15 protein-coding genes and 1 other annotated feature are annotated in these 23,329 nt (G+C 42.5%); of the genes, 14 read left to right on the plus strand and 1 reads right to left on the minus strand.

Annotated features, from left to right (window positions below):
- The first annotated feature begins 69 nt into the window (after positions 1-69).
- The 9 genes from LJE11_RS09005 to LJE11_RS09045 all read left to right on the plus strand — a co-directional run bounded on the left by LJE11_RS09005 (position 70) and on the right by LJE11_RS09045 (position 9,997).
- Positions 70-1,611 carry an ABC transporter substrate-binding protein gene (locus LJE11_RS09005; RefSeq protein ID WP_055060111.1) on the plus strand — a complete coding sequence of 514 codons (1,542 nt, stop codon included), beginning with the start codon at positions 70-72 and terminating at the stop codon, positions 1,609-1,611.
- 68 nt (positions 1,612-1,679) lie between these two features.
- Positions 1,680-2,693 (plus strand): ABC transporter ATP-binding protein, encoded by a 1,014-nt coding sequence (locus tag LJE11_RS09010; protein WP_055151778.1) that lies wholly within the window; start codon positions 1,680-1,682, stop codon positions 2,691-2,693.
- Positions 2,686-3,597, plus strand: a complete 912-nt coding sequence (locus tag LJE11_RS09015; protein WP_055151780.1) for an ATP-binding cassette domain-containing protein — start codon at positions 2,686-2,688, stop codon at positions 3,595-3,597. Before LJE11_RS09010 ends, LJE11_RS09015 begins: the two co-directional genes overlap by 8 nt.
- Positions 3,597-4,601, plus strand: coding sequence for an ABC transporter permease (locus tag LJE11_RS09020; protein WP_195999197.1), 1,005 nt, complete (start codon positions 3,597-3,599; stop codon positions 4,599-4,601). The genes LJE11_RS09015 and LJE11_RS09020 overlap by 1 nt, the downstream gene beginning before the upstream one ends.
- Entirely contained in the window at positions 4,598-5,485 is an 888-nt protein-coding gene (locus LJE11_RS09025; RefSeq protein WP_173703523.1) for an ABC transporter permease, read from the plus strand. The genes LJE11_RS09020 and LJE11_RS09025 overlap by 4 nt, the downstream gene beginning before the upstream one ends.
- Positions 5,486-5,601: 116 nt before the next feature.
- Complete coding sequence (locus LJE11_RS09030; protein WP_008707777.1) at positions 5,602-7,284, plus strand: phospho-sugar mutase; 1,683 nt, start codon at positions 5,602-5,604, stop codon at positions 7,282-7,284.
- Between the two features lie 233 nt (positions 7,285-7,517).
- Complete coding sequence (locus LJE11_RS09035) at positions 7,518-7,763, plus strand: DUF1292 domain-containing protein (protein WP_026649908.1); 246 nt, start codon at positions 7,518-7,520, stop codon at positions 7,761-7,763.
- 89 nt (positions 7,764-7,852) lie between these two features.
- Positions 7,853-8,977 (plus strand): DUF362 domain-containing protein, encoded by a 1,125-nt coding sequence (locus LJE11_RS09040; RefSeq protein WP_008707773.1) that lies wholly within the window; start codon positions 7,853-7,855, stop codon positions 8,975-8,977.
- A 60-nt stretch (positions 8,978-9,037) separates the two neighbouring features.
- Positions 9,038-9,997 (plus strand): 3'-5' exonuclease, encoded by a 960-nt coding sequence (locus LJE11_RS09045; RefSeq protein ID WP_008707772.1) that lies wholly within the window; start codon positions 9,038-9,040, stop codon positions 9,995-9,997.
- On the opposite strand, the gene LJE11_RS09050 is transcribed toward LJE11_RS09045, so the two are convergent.
- Positions 9,968-11,203, minus strand: a complete 1,236-nt coding sequence (locus LJE11_RS09050) for a D-alanyl-D-alanine carboxypeptidase family protein (RefSeq protein ID WP_118593301.1) — start codon at positions 11,201-11,203, stop codon at positions 9,968-9,970. The two genes, LJE11_RS09045 and LJE11_RS09050, sit on opposite strands and share 30 nt — an antisense overlap.
- A gap of 286 nt (positions 11,204-11,489) precedes the next feature.
- Positions 11,490-11,725: a binding site (T-box leader), on the plus strand.
- Positions 11,726-11,855: 130 nt separating this feature from the next.
- Between LJE11_RS09050 and ileS the strand changes: the two genes are divergently transcribed.
- The 5 genes from ileS to LJE11_RS09075 all read left to right on the plus strand — a co-directional run.
- Entirely contained in the window at positions 11,856-15,011 is a 3,156-nt protein-coding gene (gene ileS / locus LJE11_RS09055) for an isoleucine--tRNA ligase (protein ID WP_227295877.1), read from the plus strand.
- A gap of 324 nt (positions 15,012-15,335) precedes the next feature.
- A complete protein-coding gene (locus LJE11_RS09060) occupies positions 15,336-17,798 on the plus strand; it encodes a glycogen/starch/alpha-glucan phosphorylase (RefSeq protein WP_062807198.1) in 2,463 nt (820 codons plus the stop codon).
- A gap of 244 nt (positions 17,799-18,042) precedes the next feature.
- Positions 18,043-18,513 carry a hypothetical protein gene (locus tag LJE11_RS09065; RefSeq protein WP_008707767.1) on the plus strand — a complete coding sequence of 157 codons (471 nt, stop codon included), beginning with the start codon at positions 18,043-18,045 and terminating at the stop codon, positions 18,511-18,513.
- Positions 18,514-18,820: 307 nt separating this feature from the next.
- Positions 18,821-22,837, plus strand: a complete 4,017-nt coding sequence (locus tag LJE11_RS09070; RefSeq protein ID WP_227295879.1) for a hypothetical protein — start codon at positions 18,821-18,823, stop codon at positions 22,835-22,837.
- A 149-nt stretch (positions 22,838-22,986) separates the two neighbouring features.
- Positions 22,987-23,329: hypothetical protein (locus LJE11_RS09075; RefSeq protein WP_227295881.1), on the plus strand; the 343-nt coding region annotated here is incomplete at its 3' end.

Raw genomic sequence — 23,329 nt, forward strand, 5'->3', positions numbered from 1 at the left:
TACTGATGTCAGAATTGTCTGATATCATAAAAGCCAGTTACCAATAAAGAAAAAGCGAGGGAACATGAAATGAAAAAGGGTTTATTGACAATGGCCGGAGTGCTTCTGACTGTATCACTGGTCAGTGCCGGAACAACAGTGCCTGTACTGGCAGAGGAAGAAACAACACTGGTATACGGAAGCGGAGATTATACCAGGATCAATCCTGCTATGGATGAACATGGAGAGATCAATATTCTGATCTTCAACGGTTTAACTGCACATGACGGAGATAATCAGGTAGTTCCGGGACTGGCAGAGAGCTGGGATTTTGATGATGAAACCAATACTTATACATTCCATATGGCAGAAGATGCCAAGTGGCAGGACGGCGAACCTGTGACAGCAGAGGATGTTAAATTTACTATTGAAGCGATCATGGATCCGGAAAATGGTTCTGAGAATGCACCCAACTACGAGGACGTAGAGGAAATCAATGTTATTGATGATCATACGGTTGCGTTCAAGCTTGAGGACAAAAACGTTGCATTCCTTGACTATATGACAATGGCAGTTCTTCCTAAGCATCTGCTTGAGGGAGAAGATATGCAGACTTCTGACTTCTTCCGTAACCCGGTAGGAACAGGTCCATACAAGATTGAATCCTGGGATGAGGGACAGGCGATCACACTGGTTAAGAATGAAGATTATTTCAAGGGTGAGCCTTCCATCGATAAAATTGTATTCAAGATCGTACCGGATGACAATGCGAAAGCACTTCAGTTAAAATCCGGAGAACTTGATCTGGCATTATTAACACCAAAGGATGCAGCTGCTTTTGCAGATGATGAGGCATATACATGCTACGATATGAAGACTTCTGACTATCGTGGAATCATGTTTAACTTTGGAAATGAATACTGGCAGAAAAACCGTGATCTGATCCCGGCAGTATGCTATGGGCTTGACCGTCAGGCGATCATCGACGCAGTTATCCTTGGACAGGGAATGCCGGCTTATGGACCTCTTCAGAGAAATATCTACAATTATGAAGATGTAGAGCATTATGATTACAATCCTGAAAAAGCAAAAGAAATTCTGGAAGCTGCAGGATGCGAGATGGGTGATGACGGATTCTATTATCGTGACGGCGAAAAAGTGGGATTTGTGATCAGCGTAAGTGCAGGAGATCAGGTACGTATTGATATGGCTCAGATCGCAGCACAGGAACTGAAAGAGATCGGCATGGATGTATCAGTAGAGATCCCTGCACAGACAGACTGGGCAGGACAGATGGCATTCCTGATCGGATGGGGAAGCCCATTTGACGCTGACGACCATACATACAAAGTATTCGGAACAGATAAGGGAGCAAACTACTCCGGCTATTCTAATGCAGACGTTGACAAGTATCTGACAGAAGCAAGACAGTCAGCTGATCCGGAAGTTCGTGCAGAAGCCTATGCTAATTTCCAGAAAGCTCTGGCAGAGGATCCGGCTTATGCAATGATCTGCTATATTGATGCCAACTATGTTGCTGACAGCAATATTAAAGGAATTGATCCTGATACAATTATGGGACATCATGGAGTTGGAATCTTCTGGAATGTAGCAGACTGGACTATTGAATAAAAAGATAAAGGTTGTGACGGGGGCACTAAAGGTGCCCCCTTTTTACACGAGCGGAAAAAGGATTGAAAATGGAACATTTATTAGAGGTTAAAAATCTTTCAGTCAGCATTGACGGTCCTGCCGGAGAAGTCCAGGCAGTAAGAGATGTGTCTTTTTCATTAAAAAAGGGAGAGGTGCTGGCTATAGTTGGAGAATCCGGATGCGGGAAGAGTGTGCTTTGCAAAAGTATCATGAAGCTTTTGCCGCCAAGTGCAAAGATTAAAGAGGGCAGCATTTGTGTGAACGGACAGGATATCACCTGTTACAGGGAAAAGGAGATGCAGAAACTGCGTGGAAGAGTTTTTTCTATGATCTTTCAGGATCCTATGACATCCCTGAATCCAACTATTAAAATTGGAAAACAGATTGGGGAAGCAGTGGTGATCCACAATAAGAATTACACGAAGGAACAGGTAAATAAGAAGGTTCTGGAACTTATGGAACTGGTAGGTATCTCCCATCCAAAGGAACGATATCATCAGTATCCCTGGCAGTTTTCCGGAGGAATGCGTCAGAGATGTGTGATGGCCATCGCTCTGGCTGCAGATCCGGATATTTTATTTGCAGATGAACCTACTACTGCACTGGATGTGACCATACAGGCACAGATCCTGGATCTTCTGCGGGAAATACAGATGAAGCTTGGAACAGCTACCATACTGGTATCCCATGATCTGGGAGTGGTTGCACGTGTGGCAGACAGAGTGGCAGTCATGTATGCAGGCAAGATCGTAGAGATTGGTACAGCAGAGGAAGTGTATTATGATCCCAGACATCCATACACATGGGGGCTGATGAGATCACTGCCTGCATTTGCAAATGGAAAAGAAAGCCTGTACACTATCCCCGGCATGCCTCCTACTTTGATAGATCCGCCGAAAGGTGATGCTTTTGCATGTAGAAACGAATATGCCCTGAATATGGATTATGAAGAAATGCCGCCTATGTTTAAGATAACAGATACTCATTATGCGGCAACCTGGCTGTTGGATCCAAGAGCACCGCAGATCAAATCACCTGTGGGAGGAACTGCGCATGAGTAAAGAAGTTTTATTGGATGTCAGGCATCTGACTCAGCAGTTTCATCTGACAAAAAAGATCAAGGTAAAGGCTGTAGATGATGTCTCATTTCGGATCCATAAAGGTGAGATCTTTGGTCTGGTAGGGGAATCCGGTTCAGGAAAGTCCACAGTTGCCAGATGTCTGATGAATATATATCAGCCGGCTCAGGGAGAAATCTGGTATAAAGATGTAAATATCTGCGACAAAAAGGAATTCAAAAAGCATAAAAAAATGCTGCAGACCCGCCGCCAGATGATATTTCAGGATTCCGCATCCAGTCTGAACCAGAAAATGAAGGTGTCAGATATTATTACGGAACCAATGAGAATCCAGCATATCACACCTCCGAGAGGAAGCTTTGTGAAGGAAGCTGCTTTTCAGATGGAATATGTAGGACTTGAGAACAGTTTCCTGGACCGTTATCCATCTGAATTATCAGGGGGACAGAGACAGCGAGTGGCCATAGCCAGATCTCTGTGTATGGAACCGGAATTTCTGGTGGCTGATGAACCGATAGCTTCTCTGGATGTGTCCATACAGGCCCAGATCGTCAATCTGTTCCGTCATCTGCAGGAGGAGCATGGATTTACATTTCTGTTTATAGCCCATGATCTGGCTATGGTTGAGTATCTCTGCGATCGTGTGGGAGTTATGTATCATGGAAAACTGGTAGAACTGGCGCCATCAGAAGAATTGTATTCCAATCCGGTGCATCCTTATACAAAAACATTGCTGTCTGCAATTCCTGTTCCTGACCCGATCAGGGAGAGAAAAAGAGTTCTGCAGTACTATGATGGCGAAGGAATGGAAAACAGCGTGTGGACAGAAGTGTCACCCGGACATTTTGCAATGCTTCCGGATGAAGGAAAGGGGTGCAGTATATAATGAGACAAAAAAAGTTAGTCTACTATGGTAAAAAATGCCTGATATTCCTGATCTCAGTATTTATATTGTCTGTAGCTGTATTTTATGTAGCCCGTCTTGCACCGGGAGATCCGCTGATCTCCTATTATGGTGACCGTACAGAGAAGATGAGTCCGGAAGAACGTGAATGGGCTATGGGAAAACTGGGATTGAACGAACCGATTTCTGTGCAGTATGTGAAGTGGGTAAAAAATGCCTTTCATGGAGAATTTGGAATTTCATTTAAATATAAACAGGATGTGGTAGAAGTGATTGGCGGCCGTATTGGCAATACACTTGTACTTGGAGGAATCGGATTTATCATTATGTTTGCCGGAGCCTTGCTCCTGGGAATCCTGTGTGCCTGGTACGAAAACCGGCTAGCAGACCGGATCCTGTGTAAGCTGGGAACCATATCCAGTTGTATTCCTGAGTTCTGGATGGCTCTGGTCCTGATCCTTGTTTTTTCTGTAAATCTTAAGATCCTGCCAAGCAGTGGAGCTTACAGTACAGGAAATGCAGAAGATATCGGTGACAGAGTGCTGCATCTGATCATGCCTCTGACCATCGTGGTCATGGAGCATTTATGGTATTATGCTTACATGATCCGAAATAAGATCCTTGAAGAGGTTCGGGCAGATTATGTACTTTTGGCAAAGGCAAAAGGCCTGGATAAGAAAAAGCTTATGTTCAGACATTGTGTCCGAAATGTAATGCCTGCTTATCTGAGTATTATGGCCATTGCAGTCCCCCATGTACTTGGAGGAACCTATGTGGTAGAAAGTGTATTCTCTTATCCCGGAATCGGAGCTCTGTCCTATGAGAGCGCCAGATATCATGATTACAATCTGCTGATGCTGCTTTGTATGATGTCAGGAATCCTGGTTATTTTCTGTAATATCGTCAGTCAGACTATTAATGAACAGATAGATCCCCGCATGAAGGATGAAGTAATAACCGAGAAATCGGAGGTAGTAGAAGGATGACCAATCATTTATTTGAACTGGCAGGAAACAGAAAGACAGAAACCGTAATTCCCAAATCAAAGAAAAAGTGGTATCAGGGAAAACCCGTTGTTTCAGCAGCAATCCTGATTCTTATCGTACTGGGCTGCCTGTGTGCGGAACTGATCATGACAAAGGATCCTGCTTATATGGATCTGTTAAACTATAATAAAGCTCCTGACAGGGAGTTCCTTTTTGGAACAGATACTATGGGAAGGGATATTTTTTCCATGATTTGGTATGGAGGAAGAATCTCGATCCTGATCGGTGGATTAGCCACAGTTATTTCTACTTTTATTGCGGTGGTAGTCGGTGCCTTCAGTGGAGTGGCACCTGCCTGGCTTGATGAACTGATCATGAGATTTACAGAAATATTCTTAAGTATACCAACTCTGCTCCTGATTATTTTGCTGCAGGCTATCATGGGAGAGGCCAATATCCTGAGTCTGTCCTTTGTGATCGGTGTGACCAGCTGGACCAGTATTGCGAAAGTAGTACGCACAGAGGTACGGCAGATACGAAACAGTGAGTATATCATCGCTGCAAGATGTATGGGAGCGGGATTCTTCCGTATTTTGTGGAAGCATCTGGTGCCGAACTTTTTCTCATCAATTATGTTTATGGTAGTCATGAATGTAAGAACTGCAATGATCTCTGAAGCTACTTTAAGTTTTATGGGTATTGGACTTCCGATAGAGGTTATCACATGGGGAAGTATGCTGTCTCTGTCCGATAAGGCATTAATGACAGGTTCCTGGTGGATCATTCTGATCCCCGGACTTTTCCTGATCACCACAGTACTCTGCCTGACCAATATAGGAAACGCCTGCAGAGAGCAGACAAACAGAAAAGAAAGTAATTTTTAAAATTTGATTGAAATCTCGCTGTCTTGTTGCTGATTTGTCTGAGTTATGGTATTATATAGTTATATTCAGCTAATATATACAAAAAAATCTATAAAAATAAGGCAGGAGTGGTCAAAATGTATCAGGAAGAATACAAACGCTGGTTGGCAGCAGATCTGCAGGATGCGGATCTTAATCCGGAGTTATCCAAAATCGAAGGAAACGATGAAGAGATTAAAGATCGTTTCGCAGTAGCGCTGAAATTCGGAACAGCCGGACTTCGCGGAGTTCTCGGAGCCGGAACCAACCGTATGAATATTTATGTAGTTCGCCAGGCAACACAGGGACTTGCGAACTGGGTAAAAACACAGGGCGGTAATCAGACAGTAGCCATCAGCTATGACAGCCGTCTTAAGAGTGATGTATTTGCAAAAACAGCAGCAGGCGTACTGGCGGCAAATGATATCAATGTCAGAATTTATGACGCACTGATGCCTGTACCGGCACTTTCCTTTGCAACACGTTACTATGAATGCAATGCAGGTATTATGGTAACAGCATCCCACAACCCGGCTAAGTACAACGGATACAAAGCATACGGTCCTGACGGATGCCAGATGACAGACGATGCAGCTGCCATTGTATATGAAGAGATCCAGAAAACAGATGTACTTACAGGTGCGAAATATATGTCCTTCGCAGAAGGCGTAGAACAGGGAAAGATCCGTTTCGTAGGAGATGACTGTAAGCAGGCTCTCTATGAAGCTATCGAATCCCGTCAGGTTCGTCCGGGTCTCTGCAAGACAGCAGGGCTGAAACTGGTTTACAGCCCGTTAAACGGATCAGGACTTGTACCTGTAACTCAGGTATTAAAAGATATCGGAATCACAGATATCACAATCGTTCCGGAACAGGAATATCCTAACGGATACTTCACAACCTGCAGCTATCCGAATCCGGAAATCTTTGCAGCTCTGGAGCTTGGATTAAACCTTGCAAAAGAAACAGGCGCAGACTTAATGCTTGCAACTGACCCGGATGCAGACCGCGTTGGTATTGCAATGAAATGCCCGGATGGTTCCTATGAACTGGTAACAGGTAATGAGGTAGGTGTACTCCTTCTTGACTATATCTGTGCAGGCCGCATCGAAAAAGGCACAATGCCAAAGAACCCGGTAGCAGTGAAATCCATTGTTTCCACACCACTTGCAGATGCAGTGGCAGAGCACTATGGAGTAGAACTCAGAAGCGTACTTACAGGATTCAAGTGGATCGGCGATCAGATCGCACAGCTTGAAGCAGCAGATGAAGTAGACAGATTTATCTTCGGATTTGAAGAGAGCTACGGATACCTTGCAGGACCATATGTACGTGACAAGGATGCTGTTATCGGATCTATGCTGATCTGTGAAATGGCTGCATATTACAGAAGCATCGGAAGTTCCCTGAAACAGAGAATGGAAGAGATCTATGCACAGTACGGACGTTACCTGAATAAAGTAGACAGCTTCGAATTCCCGGGATTAAGCGGAATGGATAAGATGTCAGCTCTGATGCAGGGACTTCGTGACAAACCTCTCACAGAGATCGCAGGTCATACTATAGTAAAAGTAACAGATTACCAGAAACCGGAAGAAACAGGACTTCCTGCAGCAAACGTACTGATCTACAAGCTGGATAACGGCGAGACAGTAGTTGTCCGCCCATCCGGAACAGAACCAAAGATCAAAATCTATTACACAACTCTCGGCAAGAATCTGGAAGAGGCAGAAGCTGAGAAAGAAAAGCTTGCAGAAGCATTAAAACCGATCATGGCATAAGCAATTGTAAGCAGAACTGAATAAAATATACCAAACCGGAAAGGCTGTGCTCATTGGAGGTGCAGTCTTTCTTTTTGTAACCCGCAGGGGACTTACTGTTACTGTGAACGGAGTGAACAGTAACGACTTACTTGATTCGGTTAAATAGGATTGATATAATTAACACTCTTTGCTACAATAAAAAACAGCGAAAATAAGAATAAGACTGCTTATGAATGAGAGGAAAACATACGATGGAAGAATATGAAGTAATCAGCATCCCGGTATCTGACGGAACAGAACGGGATTTTGCGATCATGGATACCTTTGAATTTGAAGGACAGGGATATCTGGCAGTTTCTCTGATCGAAGGAGATGAGATCCAGGAGGGCGTTTACATTTACCGTTACCACAATGCAGAAGATGGAGATGTTGTGGTAGAGCAGATCACTTTGCCTGCAGAATACAAAAAGGTGACAAAATTTTACGAACAGATGTAAGCAAAAAAATATCTCGAAAAGAACCTGCATCTTGTGATAAAATAAAAAAGAAAATCAAATTTTGATCAATAAAAACAGGAGGAAAAACGATGGAAAAATCAACCGTTTATTTTACTGATTTCAGATGTCCGGTTGGCACCAGCCAGCTTGATAAATTGAAGAAACTCTGCGTTACAGCCGGAATCAAAGACATTGATATGGATGGAAAATTCGTGGCTATTAAAATGCATTTCGGAGAACTTGGCAATCTGGCTTTCCTGCGCCCGAATTACGCAAAAACAGTAGCTGATCTCTGTAAAGAGCAGGGAGGACTTCCGTTCCTCACAGACTGCAACACTCTTTATCCGGGAAGCCGTAAGAATGCACTGGAGCATCTGGAGTGCGCAAATCTCAACGGATTTAACAGCATTTCAACAGGATGCCAGATCATCATCGGTGATGGCTTACGCGGTACAGACGAAGTAGAAGTACCGGTAGTTAACGGTGAATATTGTCAGACTGCACTGATCGGACATGCGATCATGGATGCAGATATTTTTATCAGCTTAAGCCACTTCAAAGGACATGAAGCAACCGGCTTCGGCGGTGCTCTGAAGAATATCGGAATGGGATGCGGAAGCCGCGCAGGTAAGATGAAACAGCATGCTAGCGGAAAACCTGCAGTAAACGAAGAACTCTGCCGCGGATGCCGTCGCTGCGCAAAAGAGTGCGGAAGTGATGCGATTACATATCCGAATAAAAAAGCAGTCATTGATTATGATAAATGTAAAGGCTGCGGCCGTTGTATCGGAGCCTGTGGTTTTGATGCAGTATACAATCCAAACAGCAGTGCGAATGAACTTCTTGACCGTAAGATGGCAGAATATGCACAGGCAGTCTGTCATGGCCGTCCGCATTTCCATGTAGCACTTGTTCAGGATATCAGCCCGAACTGTGACTGCCATGGCGAAAATGATGCACCAATCCTTCCTGATATCGGAATGTTTGCAAGCTTTGACCCGGTTGCTCTGGACCAGGCCTGCGCAGATGCCTGTCTGAAAGCAACTCCGATCGAGAACAGCCAGCTTGGAGAACATCTGGCAAAACCTGACTGGCATTGCCACCACGACCATTTCAAAGATTCCAACCCGAACATTGAATGGCAGGCAACACTGGATCAGGCAGAGAAGATTGGTCTGGGAACCAGACAGTATGAACTGAAGATTGTGAAATAATATGTTTATCAGCAGTGGAAAATAAATGCGAAAAAGTAATAAACAAAAAGGACCGGATGAATGAACTATATTGTCTTTGACCTGGAATGGAATCAGAATCCTTCGGGAAAGAAAACACGTAACGACAGGCTTCCATTTGAGATTATCGAGATTGGGGCTGTAAAAGTAAACAGCAAAAAAGAAATAACGGATCATTTTCACCGACTGATCAAACCACAGGTCTATAAATGGATTCATGACAGCATCCATGAGGTAATTCATGTAGATTATAAAGATCTAATGAAAGGAGTGCCCTTTGAGCAGGCAGTCAGGGAATTTATTGACTGGTGCGGAGAAGACTGGTACTTTTTTACCTGGGGAAATCAGGACGTGATGGAACTTCAGAGAAATATGAAGTTCTATGGCCTGCTGGATCTGCTTCCCGGACCTGTGACCTATTATGATGTGCAGAAACTATACAGTATCAGTTATGATGACGGTACACACAGGTGTGCATTGGAGCATGCGATCGATGAGCTGAAAATAGAGAAATCCAGGGGATTTCACCGGGCGCTTGCAGATGCCTGGTATACAGCGAAAGTCCTGGAGAAAATAAATAACATAATCATCATCAATCATCCGTCACTGGATGTTTACCAGAATCCAAAGAAGAAAAAAGACGAGATACATATTTCCTATCCGGATCATGACAAATATGTATCCAGAGAATTTGCCACAAGAGAGCGAATCATGAAAGACCGCGAGGTGACCAGCACCAGATGTCCGGTCTGTCATCTGCCTGCAAAGCGCAAACTCCGATGGTTTATGAATAATCCAAAGGTTTATTACAGCATATCCAATTGTGAAGAACATGGACTGATAAGAGGCAAGATCCGCATCCGAAAAACAGAAGATGAGAAATATTTCGCTGTGAAGACATTGCGTTTCACAGATACAGAAGAAGCGGAGGAACTTCGTGAAAGAAAAGAAGTCCTCCGCCTCAGGCGAAAACTAAAAAGAAGCGTTGAGAAGGAGATCTGAAAGGATCTCCTTTTCATATTGCATTCCATATCCGACCATATGGCCGTCTAAATAATATTTACTTTTAATTCTCTTTGGACCGACAGAATTGTTCAGAAGTTTCTGCTTCTTTACAAGCTGGCTCACATCGGTTCCTGTGGGGACAGTTACGTACACATGCCTCATATAATAGAAGGAACACAGATTATTCCAGTCCTTTAACAGGTGCTTTTCGCATGGGAGAAATACTGCCGGTACCGGATCGGTATCTATATTCAAGTCTACTTTTTCAAAATTGTCGAAGCCGTAATCCAGCAGAGAAGTTGTGTCAGGAAAAGCACCGTTTGTAGAATTCAGCACAACTGCAATGAGAATGGAATTTCCTCTCTTGGCATAGGTGACAAGCGTACTTCCCGCTGCATCGGTGTATCCGGTCTTTCCTCCCAGAACCCCATCGTATGCATAAGACTGTCCGGGCATCATCTTATGGTGATTGAGAAGATAACGGGTTTCAGACTGCTTATTAGTCGGAGGAATCTCATAAACCTGTGTGGTCACAAATTTACGGAATCTGGGATTATACCAGGCTGCCTTAGCAATCTTCATCATATCACCTGCGGTGGTATAATGCGTCTCATCCGGAAGACCATTTGGATTATTAAAATGGGTGTTCTTACAGCCAAGCTGAGCTGCCCTCTGGTTCATCAGTTCAACAAACTTCTTTACAGAACCGCTTGTTTTTTCTGCCAGAGCAAGAGCCATCTCATTGGCGGATTCCAGCATCAGAGCCATCAGGGCCTGCTCTACTGTGAAAACCTCTCCTGTTTCTGCGTAAATGCTGGAGCTTCCGGACTCAATCCCATAAGCCGCTTCCTGCGACATGGTGATCGTATCGTTCATATCCAGATATTCACAGGCCAGAAGAGCGGTCATGATCTTAGTGATACTGGCGGGATATAGCTTATCTTTGGCATTCTTGGAATAAAGAATAGTATCAGTGACTGCATCCATCAGCACTGCGGACTGTCCCTCGATATTAGGACCTGTGGGCCATCCTTTGACAGAATCGATATCTGAGGCCTGTGAATAGGTTTCTGAATGACCGGCTTCAGGAGTGGCAGAGGTTTCGGCAGCGTAAGTGACTGCAGGCTGGGAGGTCAGAATCCCTGCACAAAGCATTCCGGTGAGGAAACGTTTCATTAATTTATGAAATTTTGTTTTAAACATTTGAAATTACCCTTCATTAAATATACATAGTAGTTGCTTTCCATATCCTGGTCCATTGTTTTGAATGACGTTCGGACAAAATATTCTACCTTATTATATCATTAATTACAATGCCTGTGTAAAATTTATATGATAGTATGTTAACAGTGTGTTACTGTTCGGGAGTTTGACAGTAACCAGTGTTATTAAACAGTAACAGGATTACCCTAATATTCAAAAAAATACTTGACACAGTGAATTTTGTGACCTTATAATGAATCCGCATAGTTAAATAAATGATATGTCCACAAAAACGTTGATGGAGAGAGTAACTGCAGGGGAAAGCAGACAGCGAACCGGGGAGGGTGTGAGCCCGGTGGTGAGTAAATGCAGTGAAGATCACTCCGGAGTTGCAGCTCTGAAGGGTGTACAGACAGGTAAGAGCTGACGGAAATCCCCGTTAAAAGATTCATGTATCGGCAGAGGATGCCCGTACAATGTAACAGGTGGTATAGCGAACGTCAATAAACCTTCGTCCTTTTACAAAAGGGCGATTTTTTTATGGGCTTATTTTCGTTCTTAAAGGACACTGGAAATATTTTTCAGCGTATATAAACGTCCCGCATATTTTCAGGTGTCTGATACAAATAATTTAAACAGGAGGTAAATTACTGTGTACCAGAAAGTTAATACGAACTTAAACTTTGTAGACCGTGAGAAAAAAGTAGAAGAATTCTGGAAAGAAAACCATATCTTTGAGAAAAGTATGGAGAACAGAAAAGAGGGAGAAACCTATACATTCTATGATGGACCGCCCACTGCAAACGGCAAACCGCACATCGGCCATGTACTTACCCGTGTAATCAAGGATATGATTCCGAGATACCGTACAATGAAGGGCTACATGGTTCCGCGTAAAGCAGGATGGGATACCCATGGACTTCCGGTAGAACTGGAAGTAGAGAAGAAGCTTGGTCTGGATGGCAAAGAGCAGATCGAAGAATACGGTATGGAGCCATTCATCAAACAGTGTAAGGAAAGCGTCTGGAAATACAAAGGAATGTGGGAGGATTTCTCCTCTACTGTTGGTTTCTGGGCCGATATGGAACATCCATACGTAACTTACTATGACGATTATATTGAATCCGAATGGTGGGCATTAAAAGAAATCTGGAACAAGAAGCTTCTGTATAAAGGCTTCAAGATCGTTCCTTACTGTCCAAGATGCGGTACCCCTCTTTCCGCACAGGAAGTATCCCAGGGATACAAAACTGTAAAAGAGCGCTCCGCAGTTGTAAGATTCAAGGTTGTTGGTGAAGATGCATACTTCCTTGCATGGACAACAACACCATGGACACTTCCGTCCAACGTTGCACTCTGCGTAAACCCGGATGAGACTTACTGCAAAGTAAAGGCAGCAGACGGATATACCTATTATATGGCAGAAGCACTCCTTGACAAAGTCCTTGGCAAGCTTGCAAAAGAAGAAGGCGAGAAAGCATATGAAGTTCTGGAAACCTACAAAGGAACAGACCTGGAATACAAAGCATACGAGCCGCTTTTCGCATGTGCAGGAGAGGCAGCAGCAAAACAGAAAAAGAAAGCTCATTTCGTAACCTGTGATAACTACGTTACTATGAGTGATGGTACAGGTATCGTTCACATCGCACCTGCATTCGGTGAAGACGACAGCAGAATCGGACGTAACTATGAACTGCCATTCGTACAGTTCGTAGACGGACAGGGTAACCTGACAAAAGAGACACCATACGCAGGCGTTTTCGTAAAGAAAGCAGATCCTATGGTCCTCACAGATCTGGACAAAGAAGGCAAGCTCTTCGATGCTCCGAAATTCGAGCATGATTATCCACACTGCTGGAGATGTGACACACCACTGATCTACTATGCAAGAGAATCCTGGTTCATCAAGATGACAGCAGTTAAGGATGATCTGATCAGAAATAACAATACAATCAACTGGATCCCTGAGAGCATCGGTAAAGGACGTTTCGGCGACTGGCTTGAAAACGTTCAGGACTGGGGTATCAGCCGTAACCGTTACTGGGGAACTCCACTGAACATCTGGCAGTGTGAATGCGGACATATGCATTCCATCGGAAGCCGTCAGGAATTATTCGAGATGAGCGGTGATGAGAGAGCCAAGACAGTAGAGCTTCACCGCCCATACATCGATGAGATCACACTGAAGTGTCCAGAGTGCGGCGGAGAAATGCACCGTGTACCGGAGGTTATTGACTGCTGGTTCGACTCAGGAGCAATGCCTTTCGCACAGCATCATTATCCATTTGAAAACAAAGAATTATTTGAGCAGCAGTTCCCTGCAAACTTTATCTCCGAGGCAGTAGACCAGACTCGTGGATGGTTCTACTCACTCCTTGCAGAATCCACACTGCTCTTCAATAAAGCACCATACAAGAACGTAATCGTTCTGGGACATGTTCAGGATGAGAACGGACAGAAGATGAGTAAGTCCAAAGGAAATGCAGTTGATCCATTTGATGCACTGAACAAATACGGCGCAGATGCCATCAGATGGTACTTCTACATCAACAGTGCTCCATGGCTTCCGAACCGTTTCCATGGCAAGGCAGTTGTGGAAGGACAGCGTAAATTCATGAGTACACTGTGGAATACTTACGCATTCTTCGTATTATATGCAGACATCGACAACTTCGACCCGACCAAATATGAACTGAACTATGACCAGCTTCCTGTAATGGACAAATGGCTCCTCAGCAGATTAAACACAACAGTTCAGGCAGTTGACAATGACCTGGCTAACTACAAGATCCCGGAAGCAGCAAGAGCACTTCAGGAATTCGTAGATGAGATGAGTAACTGGTATGTAAGAAGAAGCCGTGAACGTTTCTGGGCAAAGGGAATGGAGCAGGATAAGATCAATGCTTACATGACCCTGTACCATGCACTGGTAACAATCGCCAAGACAGCAGCTCCGATGATCCCGTTCATGACAGAAGACATCTATCAGAACCTGGTAAGAAGCGTGGATAAAGATGCTCCGGAGAGTATCCATCTCTGCGACTTCCCAACTGTAAACGAAGCATGGATCGACAAAGATCTGGAAGCAGACATGAAAGAGCTTCTGGAGATCGTAGTTCTGGGACGTGCCTGCAGAAATACAGCAAACATCAAGAATCGTCAGCCAATCGGAACCATGTATGTAAAAGCTGAGAAGAAAATGAGTGAATTCTACACTGACATCATCGCAGACGAACTGAATGTCAAAGAAGTAAAATTCGCAGATGATGTAGAATCCTTTATCTCCTACAGCTTCAAACCACAGCTTCGTACAGTAGGACCGAAATACGGTAAACTCCTTGGAGGAATCAGACAGGCTCTCACAGACATCAATGGAACAGCAGCAATGAACGAACTGAGAACCAACGGTGTCCTGAAACTGGATATCAACGGAAACGATGTAGAGCTTACAGAAGAAGACCTTCTTATTGAAACAGCACAGACAGAAGGCTATGTATCCGAATCTGACGGTGAAACATCCGTAGTCCTTGATACAAACCTGACACCTGAACTGATCGAAGAGGGATTCGTACGTGAGATCATCAGCAAGATCCAGACCATGCGTAAGGAAGCCGGTTTCGAAGTTATGGACAAGATCGTAGTATACGCTCACGGAAACGACAAGATCCAGGATGTCATGAAAGCACACGAAGATGAGATCAAGTCAGAAGTACTTGCAGACGAAATGGTACTTGGCGAGACCGATGGTTATGTGAAAGAGTGGAACATCAACAAAGAAGCAGTAACTATGGGTGTTAAGAAACTGTAATTGACAACATTCGGTCAATTACTGACAAGGTACTGATAAGTTACAGGTATTTCACAGGAAATATACTACTTTCGCAATGCACGATAACAAAAAATGTTATAAAATTCGGCAATTATACACATGACAGACTGTCGAAAAAGGAGTATCATTATCTTTGACAGTCTGATTTCAGAGAGGAAATTGGAGGCAGAGATTCTTTGCCCCCAATTTCTCTGATATGAAGAAAACAGAAGAGTTGACGGAATGAAGAGGTTCACCGGCAATATCCGCAAGGTGTATTGCTGAGAATAAAGTGAACAGTGAAACCATTACGGGAGGTATGAAATGACAAACGAAATGTTCAAGAAAGAGGCATTCAAGAAAAGCGTAAAAGACAACGTAAAATTCCTCTATCGAAAAACAATTGAAGAAGCTACACAGGAGCAGATTTTCCAGGCAGTAAGCTACTCTGTAAAAGACGTTATCATTGATAACTGGCTTGCAACACAGAAAGCTTATGACGAACAGGATCCGAAGATCGTATACTATATGTCCATGGAATTCCTGATGGGACGTGCTCTCGGAAACAACCTGATCAACCTTTGCGCTTACGGTGAAGTAAAAGAAGCTCTCGAAGAACTGGGATTTGACCTTAACTGTATCGAAGATCAGGAACCGGATCCGGCACTTGGAAACGGTGGTCTGGGAAGACTGGCTGCATGCTTCCTTGATTCTCTCGCAACTTTAAATTACGCAGCATATGGCTGCGGAATCCGTTACCACTACGGAATGTTCAAACAGAAAATCCAGAACGGTTATCAGATCGAGGTACCGGATAACTGGTTAAAGAACGGCTACCCATTCGAACTGCGTCGTCCGGAATATGCCAAAGAAGTACACTTCGGCGGATATGTAAGAGTAGAGTACGATCCTGAAAAGGGCGGAAACAAATTTATCCACGAAGGATACCAGGCTGTAAAAGCCATTCCTTATGATATGCCGATCACAGGATATGACAATGATGTAGTAAACACACTTCGTATCTGGGATGCAGAGCCGATCGTAGACTTCGAGCTTGATTCCTTTGACAAGGGTGATTACAAGAAAGCAGTAGAGCAGGAGAACCTTGCCCGCAATATTGTAGAAGTCCTTTACCCGAACGACAACCACTATGCAGGTAAAGAGCTGAGACTGAAACAGCAGTACTTCTTTGTATCTGCAAGCCTCCAGGCAGCAATTGCCAAATACAAAAAGAAACATGACGATATCCATAAATTATATGAAAAAGTAACATTCCAGATGAACGATACACATCCGACTGTAGCAGTAGCAGAGTTAATGCGTATCCTCATGGACGAAGAAGGACTCGGATGGGATGAAGCATGGGAAGTAACAAGAAAATCTGTTGCTTACACAAACCATACTATCATGTCCGAAGCACTTGAGAAATGGCCGATCGAGCTCTTCTCCAGACTGCTTCCGCGTGTATACCAGATCATCGAAGAGATCAACCGTCGTTTCATCCTTGAGATCCAGGCAAAATATCCGGGAAATTATGAGAAGATCAAAAAGATGGCTATCATCTATGACGGACAGGTTAAGATGGCTCACCTTGCAATCGCAGCAGGCTACTCTGTAAACGGTGTTGCACGTCTTCATACAGAAATCCTGAAGAATCAGGAATTAAAAGACTTCTATGAAATGATGCCTGAGAAATTCAACAACAAGACAAACGGTATCACTCAGAGACGTTTCCTGCTCCACGCAAATCCACTCCTTGCAGACTGGATCACAGAGCATATCGGACCGGACTGGATCACAGACCTTCCGCAGTTAAAGAAACTTGCAGTTTATGCTGATGATGAGAAAGCACTCCAGGAATTCATGAACATTAAGTTCAAGAACAAAGAGCGTCTGGCTAAATACATCCTTGAGCACAATGGCGTAGAAGTAGACCCGCACTCCATCTTCGATGTACAGGTTAAGAGACTTCACGAGTACAAACGTCAGCTCCTGAACATCCTGCATGTTATCTATCTGTACAACCAGATCAAGATGCATCCGGAAATGGAATTCTATCCAAGAACATTCATCTTCGGTGCAAAAGCATCCGCAGGTTACGCAACAGCCAAGAAGATCATCAAACTCATCAACTCCGTAGCAGACGTAGTAAACAACGACGCTTCCATCAACGGCAAGATCAAAGTTGTATTCATCGAAAACTACAGAGTATCCAACGCTGAGTGGATCTTCGCAGCAGCAGACGTTTCCGAGCAGATCTCCACAGCAAGTAAAGAAGCATCCGGTACAGGTAACATGAAGTTCATGCTCAACGGTGCTCCTACACTTGGAACAATGGACGGTGCTAACGTAGAGATCGTAGAAGAAGTTGGCGCAGAAAACGCATTCATCTTCGGTTTAAGCTCCGACGAAGTAATCAACTACGAAAACAACGGCGGATACGATCCAAACGTAATCTACAACACAGACGAAGAAATCCGTCAGGTACTGATGCAGCTCATCAACGGAACCTTCTCCAATGATACAGAACTCTTCCGCGACCTGTACGATTCGCTTCTCAACACAAAGAACACAGACAGAGCAGACCGCTACTTCATCCTCGCAGACTTCCGCTCCTATGCAGACGCACAGAAACGCGTAGAAGCAGCATACAGAGATGAAAAAGGCTGGGCTAAGAAAGCGCTCCTCAACACAGCATGCAGCGGCAAATTCACATCCGACAGAACTATCCAGGAATATGTAGATGATATCTGGCATCTGGATAAGGTTATTGTCAGAAAGAAATAATACGCTATATTTATAGAAGTAATTGCTTCTGAATAAAAATAAAGCCCCTGGCAGTACAGTTATCAGACTGTATTGCAGGGGCTTTTTGCTACAGTAGTGACATAATACATTAATTCATTTGTACGGGAAATTTTGTGTACAGACATATAATATAAAGGAACAAAAAGTTCTTAAAAACAGAGATTTGACTGGAAAAATGAGAAGGCATCTGTTACAATAGAAAATACAAAACAGAGTACCGGAGATGCAGAAACTGCTCTTTCTCCTGCCATTTTATGTCATAAGATATGAAAAAAGCAGAGAAGATATAGAGAAAGATCCAGAAAAACTTCAGAAATTGCTGGATGAATATGTGACAATATCCAGAAGACTGGAAGAAAGTCTGCTTGAAAACGGAAAAGAAGCACTGCATCGTTACCTTGTGGAAGTAATCATAAAAATTGCAGACTACATTTTCTCAGATTCAGAAAAAACAAAGAAGGGAGTTGACCGAGCCATGGGCGGAGAAGTATTAGAGCTGAAAACAGATAAGCTGATAAATGAAATAAGGCAAGATGTGAAAGAAGAAGTGAAAGAAGAAATAAAAACAGAGACGAAAGAAAAAATAGTAATCTGTATGCTAAAAAGAGGCAAAAGTACATTGGAAGAAATCGCTGCAGATACACAGATGCCGATTGAGCAGGTTGAAAGAATAAAAAAAGAACAACAGTTATAAAATGAGAAAATGGCAGAGAATTATAGAGGGTTCTCTGCCATTTGACCATACAGGGGTTGATACATCATCTTGTGATTAGAACGAACAACTCACCACATTTGTAACAAATTATAGATTTTTAGCATGAAAAATCAAGGAAAATAAATGCTTTTGAAGTGTATGAAATTTAAAAAAATCGTAAAATTCTTGAGCATTACCCTTGACAAAAAGTGGTGAAAGCACTATTATTAACCATAACAGACAGATTATGTCTAGGAATCTTTACCCAAAAAGAAATAGTTATATTAAGGAAAGGGGAACTATAATCATGACAAAGATTAAAAACACAAAGAAGGGCATGGCAAAAAAGACATTAAGTATGTCACTTGTTGTTGCAATGCTTGCTACTTCTAATGTGCCGGTATGGGCTGCTGAGTTCAGCGATGGTACTGACGCTTCCGTAGCTACTGAAGCAGATGCGTTCGCTGCAGAAGCTCCTGTTGTTGACGATACAGAAGACGCAGCTCCAGCATCTGTAATGGTAAATGAAGCTGATATTACTCTTAACTTATCTGCAGACAGCAAAAAAGTTGTTTGGGGAGGAGCATCTGTTATCAGTGGTACTGTAACTAAAACTGACGGATCAGAAGTAGAAGGTGGATGGCAGTATCGTTGGGTTGACGAAAAAGGTATTGCATATGCATCTTCTAACGGAAAAGTAGACGATGCAGCTGATATGAGTTTAAATACAACAGCTGACATGGCTGGAAAAACATTAACCCTTTATGTTTACGATGTAGACAGCAATCAGCAGACTCTTTATGACATTAACACAGGTATTTCTGTAGCTGTAGAAAAGAGATCTTTAAATTCTGTGACTGCTACACCTGCAACCACAACAAAAGCATACAACGGTTTTGCTCAGACTATTACTGAAGCTGACGGCGTTGCACTTACTGTTCTGGATTCTGAAAAAGCAAATGTAGCTGCTGATGCTTATGAAACATCTGTAACTAATGCAACTAATAATAAAGAAGAATTCAAACTTACTGTAACAGCAAAAGAAGACTCTGCTTACACAGGCAGTGCTGAACTTGTAATCGGTAAGGTTACAGCAAAAGCATATGCAAAAGGAGATATCCTTGCAACAGCAACAAAAGGACAGTCCTATCAGTATACAGGTAAGGCTATTAAGATTTCCAAAGATAACATTACATTAAAAGAATCTGCTTCCAGTAATAAAGGCGCTGATGGAAAATTAAGCGGTGCTGATTTATCTGCTGCAGTTACAACTGCTCAGGTTGAATATACAAAAGTAGGTGATTACCCCGTTGTTGTATATGTTGACAAAACAAAATTAAAGAACTTCACTGATGCAGATGAGTATTATACAACAAATGAAACTGTTAACGTTGCAAAACGTGATCTCTCTACAGCAGGAACAAAAATTTCAGTGAAAACTTTAAGCGGACAGATTCCAACAAGCATTGCTGTAAAAGATTTAGCTAATTATCTGGCATTTACAGGTGTAGAAGGCTCAGACCTTTCTGCAATTAAAAACTCCAACAAAGAATATACACTCATCGTAAAGAACGCTGATGGTACAGACGCTACAGAATTTAAAAACGGAAGTACATATACTGTTACAGTACGTGCAAAAGACGGTGGAAACTGCACAGGTGAGCAGACATTTACTGTTGTTGCTACTGCAGCTGCATTAAATGCTGTATCTGCAAAAACACAGTATACAACACCTTATACAGGCGATGAGATCAAACCTTCCAAGAGCGATTTAGGCGATTTAGTTATTCAGTATTATAACGCTACTGGTGTTCCTAAGACAGAAGATCTTGGAACAGACGGATACGAAATCACAGGATATACAAACAACGTAAATGCAACAACTGTATATGACGGAAATTACAATCCAGTAGCAAACGCTTACGTTAACATCAAGATTACAAGCGGAACATACAAAGATCAGACAGTATCTATTCCGTTCTTAATCAAACCACTGGTAGTTGAAGCTGATTATGTAACTGTACCGGATGATGTTTCTATTAATAAAGCACTTACAGAAGCAGGCGAATATAAACTTCCTGTAACAGTTGTAGCAAAAGACGAAACAGGCAAAAAAGTAGAAAAAACTCTCACAGACAGCGATTTCACAGTTAAATATGAATATGAAAACAAAGATATCGCTAATGGCTTGTTTAACAACATCATTACAGAAGTTACTGTTACAAACACAAACTATATTTTAAAAACAACAAACGGCAAAACAAGAACTGTTACAGCAAGCGGTAAGACAGAAATCGTACCTAAGAAATTAACAGACGCTATGGTTGTTGCAACACCTTCTACTTATACTTACACAGGTGGAAAGATCCAGCCTACTTATGCAGTGCTTGACGGTGCTATTGCTCTTTACAAGAAGGGTGAAGTTAACGATAAAGATGCTGAATATGAGGAAGTAAGCATCAGCAATGCTGTAAATGTTGGTACTGGAACAATCACTGTACAGGGATACAACAACTTCTATTCAGGAAAAGCAACTGGAACATTTACAATCACAGCTGCAAACACAGCAGATGTAAAAGTATCCATCGCTGATCAGGATTACACTGGAAAACAGGTAAGACCTCGTAAATTTACAGCAACATTAAACGGAAACGATGTATCCAACCAGTTTGAAATCGTTTCTTATGGCGAAAACGTTGAAGCCGGAGTCGGAACAGTTGTTCTGAAACCATTAGATGGAAACAAGAACTTCACAGGTTCTAACATCACAGCAAGCTTCAATATCGTAAAAGAAAAAGTAGAAGCTACTCTTAACGTTTATGACAGCAAAGGATTTGACGTAACAGACGCTTATACAGCAGATGTAGATAAAGATGCTGATGGAAATGTAAACGGCGTAGTTCATAACAGCCAGACTGCATTCACATTTGATGGAAATGAGCATACTTTTGCAAAAGCATTATTAAGCAATATCAGAAAAGTTACTGATGATGGCGTAAAGACAACTGCAAAAGAAAGTGATTTCGAGATTAAATACGCTGATAATATCACAGGTAAGAAAGTAACTGCAGGAAAAGAAAACATTGGTTATATCTATGCAGTAGCTAAAGAAGGAACAGGATTTGCAGGAACCAAGACAATTGTTACTTCTGACGGAACAATTATCAATGGTGTTGTTGCTTATATCCCGTTTACAATCAAATCTGTTGAATTTGTTGCTAAGAATGTAAGTGTTAAAAATGCTACATACGCAGCTGGTCTTCCGGTTAAACCTGAAGTACTGATTCAGATTGGCGGAAGCACATTAGTTGAAGGCAAAGATTATACACTTAGATTAATCGACAAAGATGGCAATACTGTAACTCCTATCGATGTAACAGTTGGAGACATCTACGGCGTAGAAATCAAAGGTATCAACGGATACACAGAGTCTGGTGTTGCAACATTCGATACAGACGATGTTGACAGTACAGCTTATTCCAGAGCAAACTTAACATGGGGCGTTGATAAGAAGAACATCAACGATTGTACTGTAACTGTAAAAGATGGCGTTACAACTGTATTAAATGGATATCTCCCAGTTCCGGCTACAGAATATACTTCTGAAAAGAACACTGACGGAACATATACAGTAAAAGCAAACAGCACATCCAAAAACTACACAGGATCCAAGACAGTAGTTGCAGACGGAAAAGCAGAAGATGAAAAACCGGATGCTCCGATGATCACTAAAGTAAATGTTACTGGAAACAAAGCAACAGTTGTTCTTTCTGGTGATACTGATGGCGCTGCAGGTTATGACTACGTAATCTCTACAGATCGCGATTGCATCACAAATAAAGACTATGATTCCATTAGCAAGAATCAGGTCAGCACATCCACTAACTTTAAGTATGTACAGCAGGGAACATACTACGCATACTGCCACGCTTGGAAACGTGACGAAAACGGTAAGAAAGTATTCAGCGACTGGTCAAATGCATATCCATTCGTTGTATCTGCAATCACACCGGATGCTCCGATCATCACAAGCGTAAAAGTAAGCGGAACAATTGTAAAAGTAACATATAAAGCAGCTGCTAATGCAACAGGATACGACGTAGTACTTGGAACATCCTCCAAGAAAGAAAACGGAGAGACTCGTCCATACCACTATGGCGATCACAAGATCCTGAACCTCAAAGAAGGTACAGTAACAGCTACATTTAAGAATGTACCAAAAGGAAGCTGGACAGTAGGAATGCATGCATTCAACAGAACTTCCGAAAACGGCAGGAAAGTATTCAGCCCATGGTCCAATCTTAAAAAGATCACTGTAAAATAATCCATTTGGGTAATTTTATATAAGATTCCAACAGGCAAGACGGGGCATAATTCATGATTATGCCCCATTCTTGCAATGCAAAAGAAATATGTTTTTCAGATAATAAAGGAGAAAAAGAATATGGGATTAAAAGAGCGTAGAAAAAAATCATGGCTTTAATGCTCGCTGCCTGCGTAGCAGGGACCAGCGTTGTACCTGTAGCAGCTTCTGACGTCAGCGTATTCTCTGATGGAACTGATGCCTCACCAGAAGCTTTTGATTCTGCTGATGTCGATAGTGCTAATGGAGCAGCTACAAAAACTGTAAAAATCAACTACTATTCTGAAGAAGAAAAAAAACAGATTGCAGAAGTAGATTACACTGTTGATAAAGATGCTACATCTGTAAATACCAGCAAACTTACAGCACCAGAAGGCTATGAATTGGTATTATCTGGCGATCTTGCAATCAATGATGGTTATGTATACGCTGCTGTTCGCAAAGTAGCTACTA

The organism is Blautia sp. DFI.1.216 (assembly GCF_020594215.1).
Classification (GTDB): domain Bacteria; phylum Bacillota; class Clostridia; order Lachnospirales; family Lachnospiraceae; genus Blautia_A; species Blautia_A wexlerae.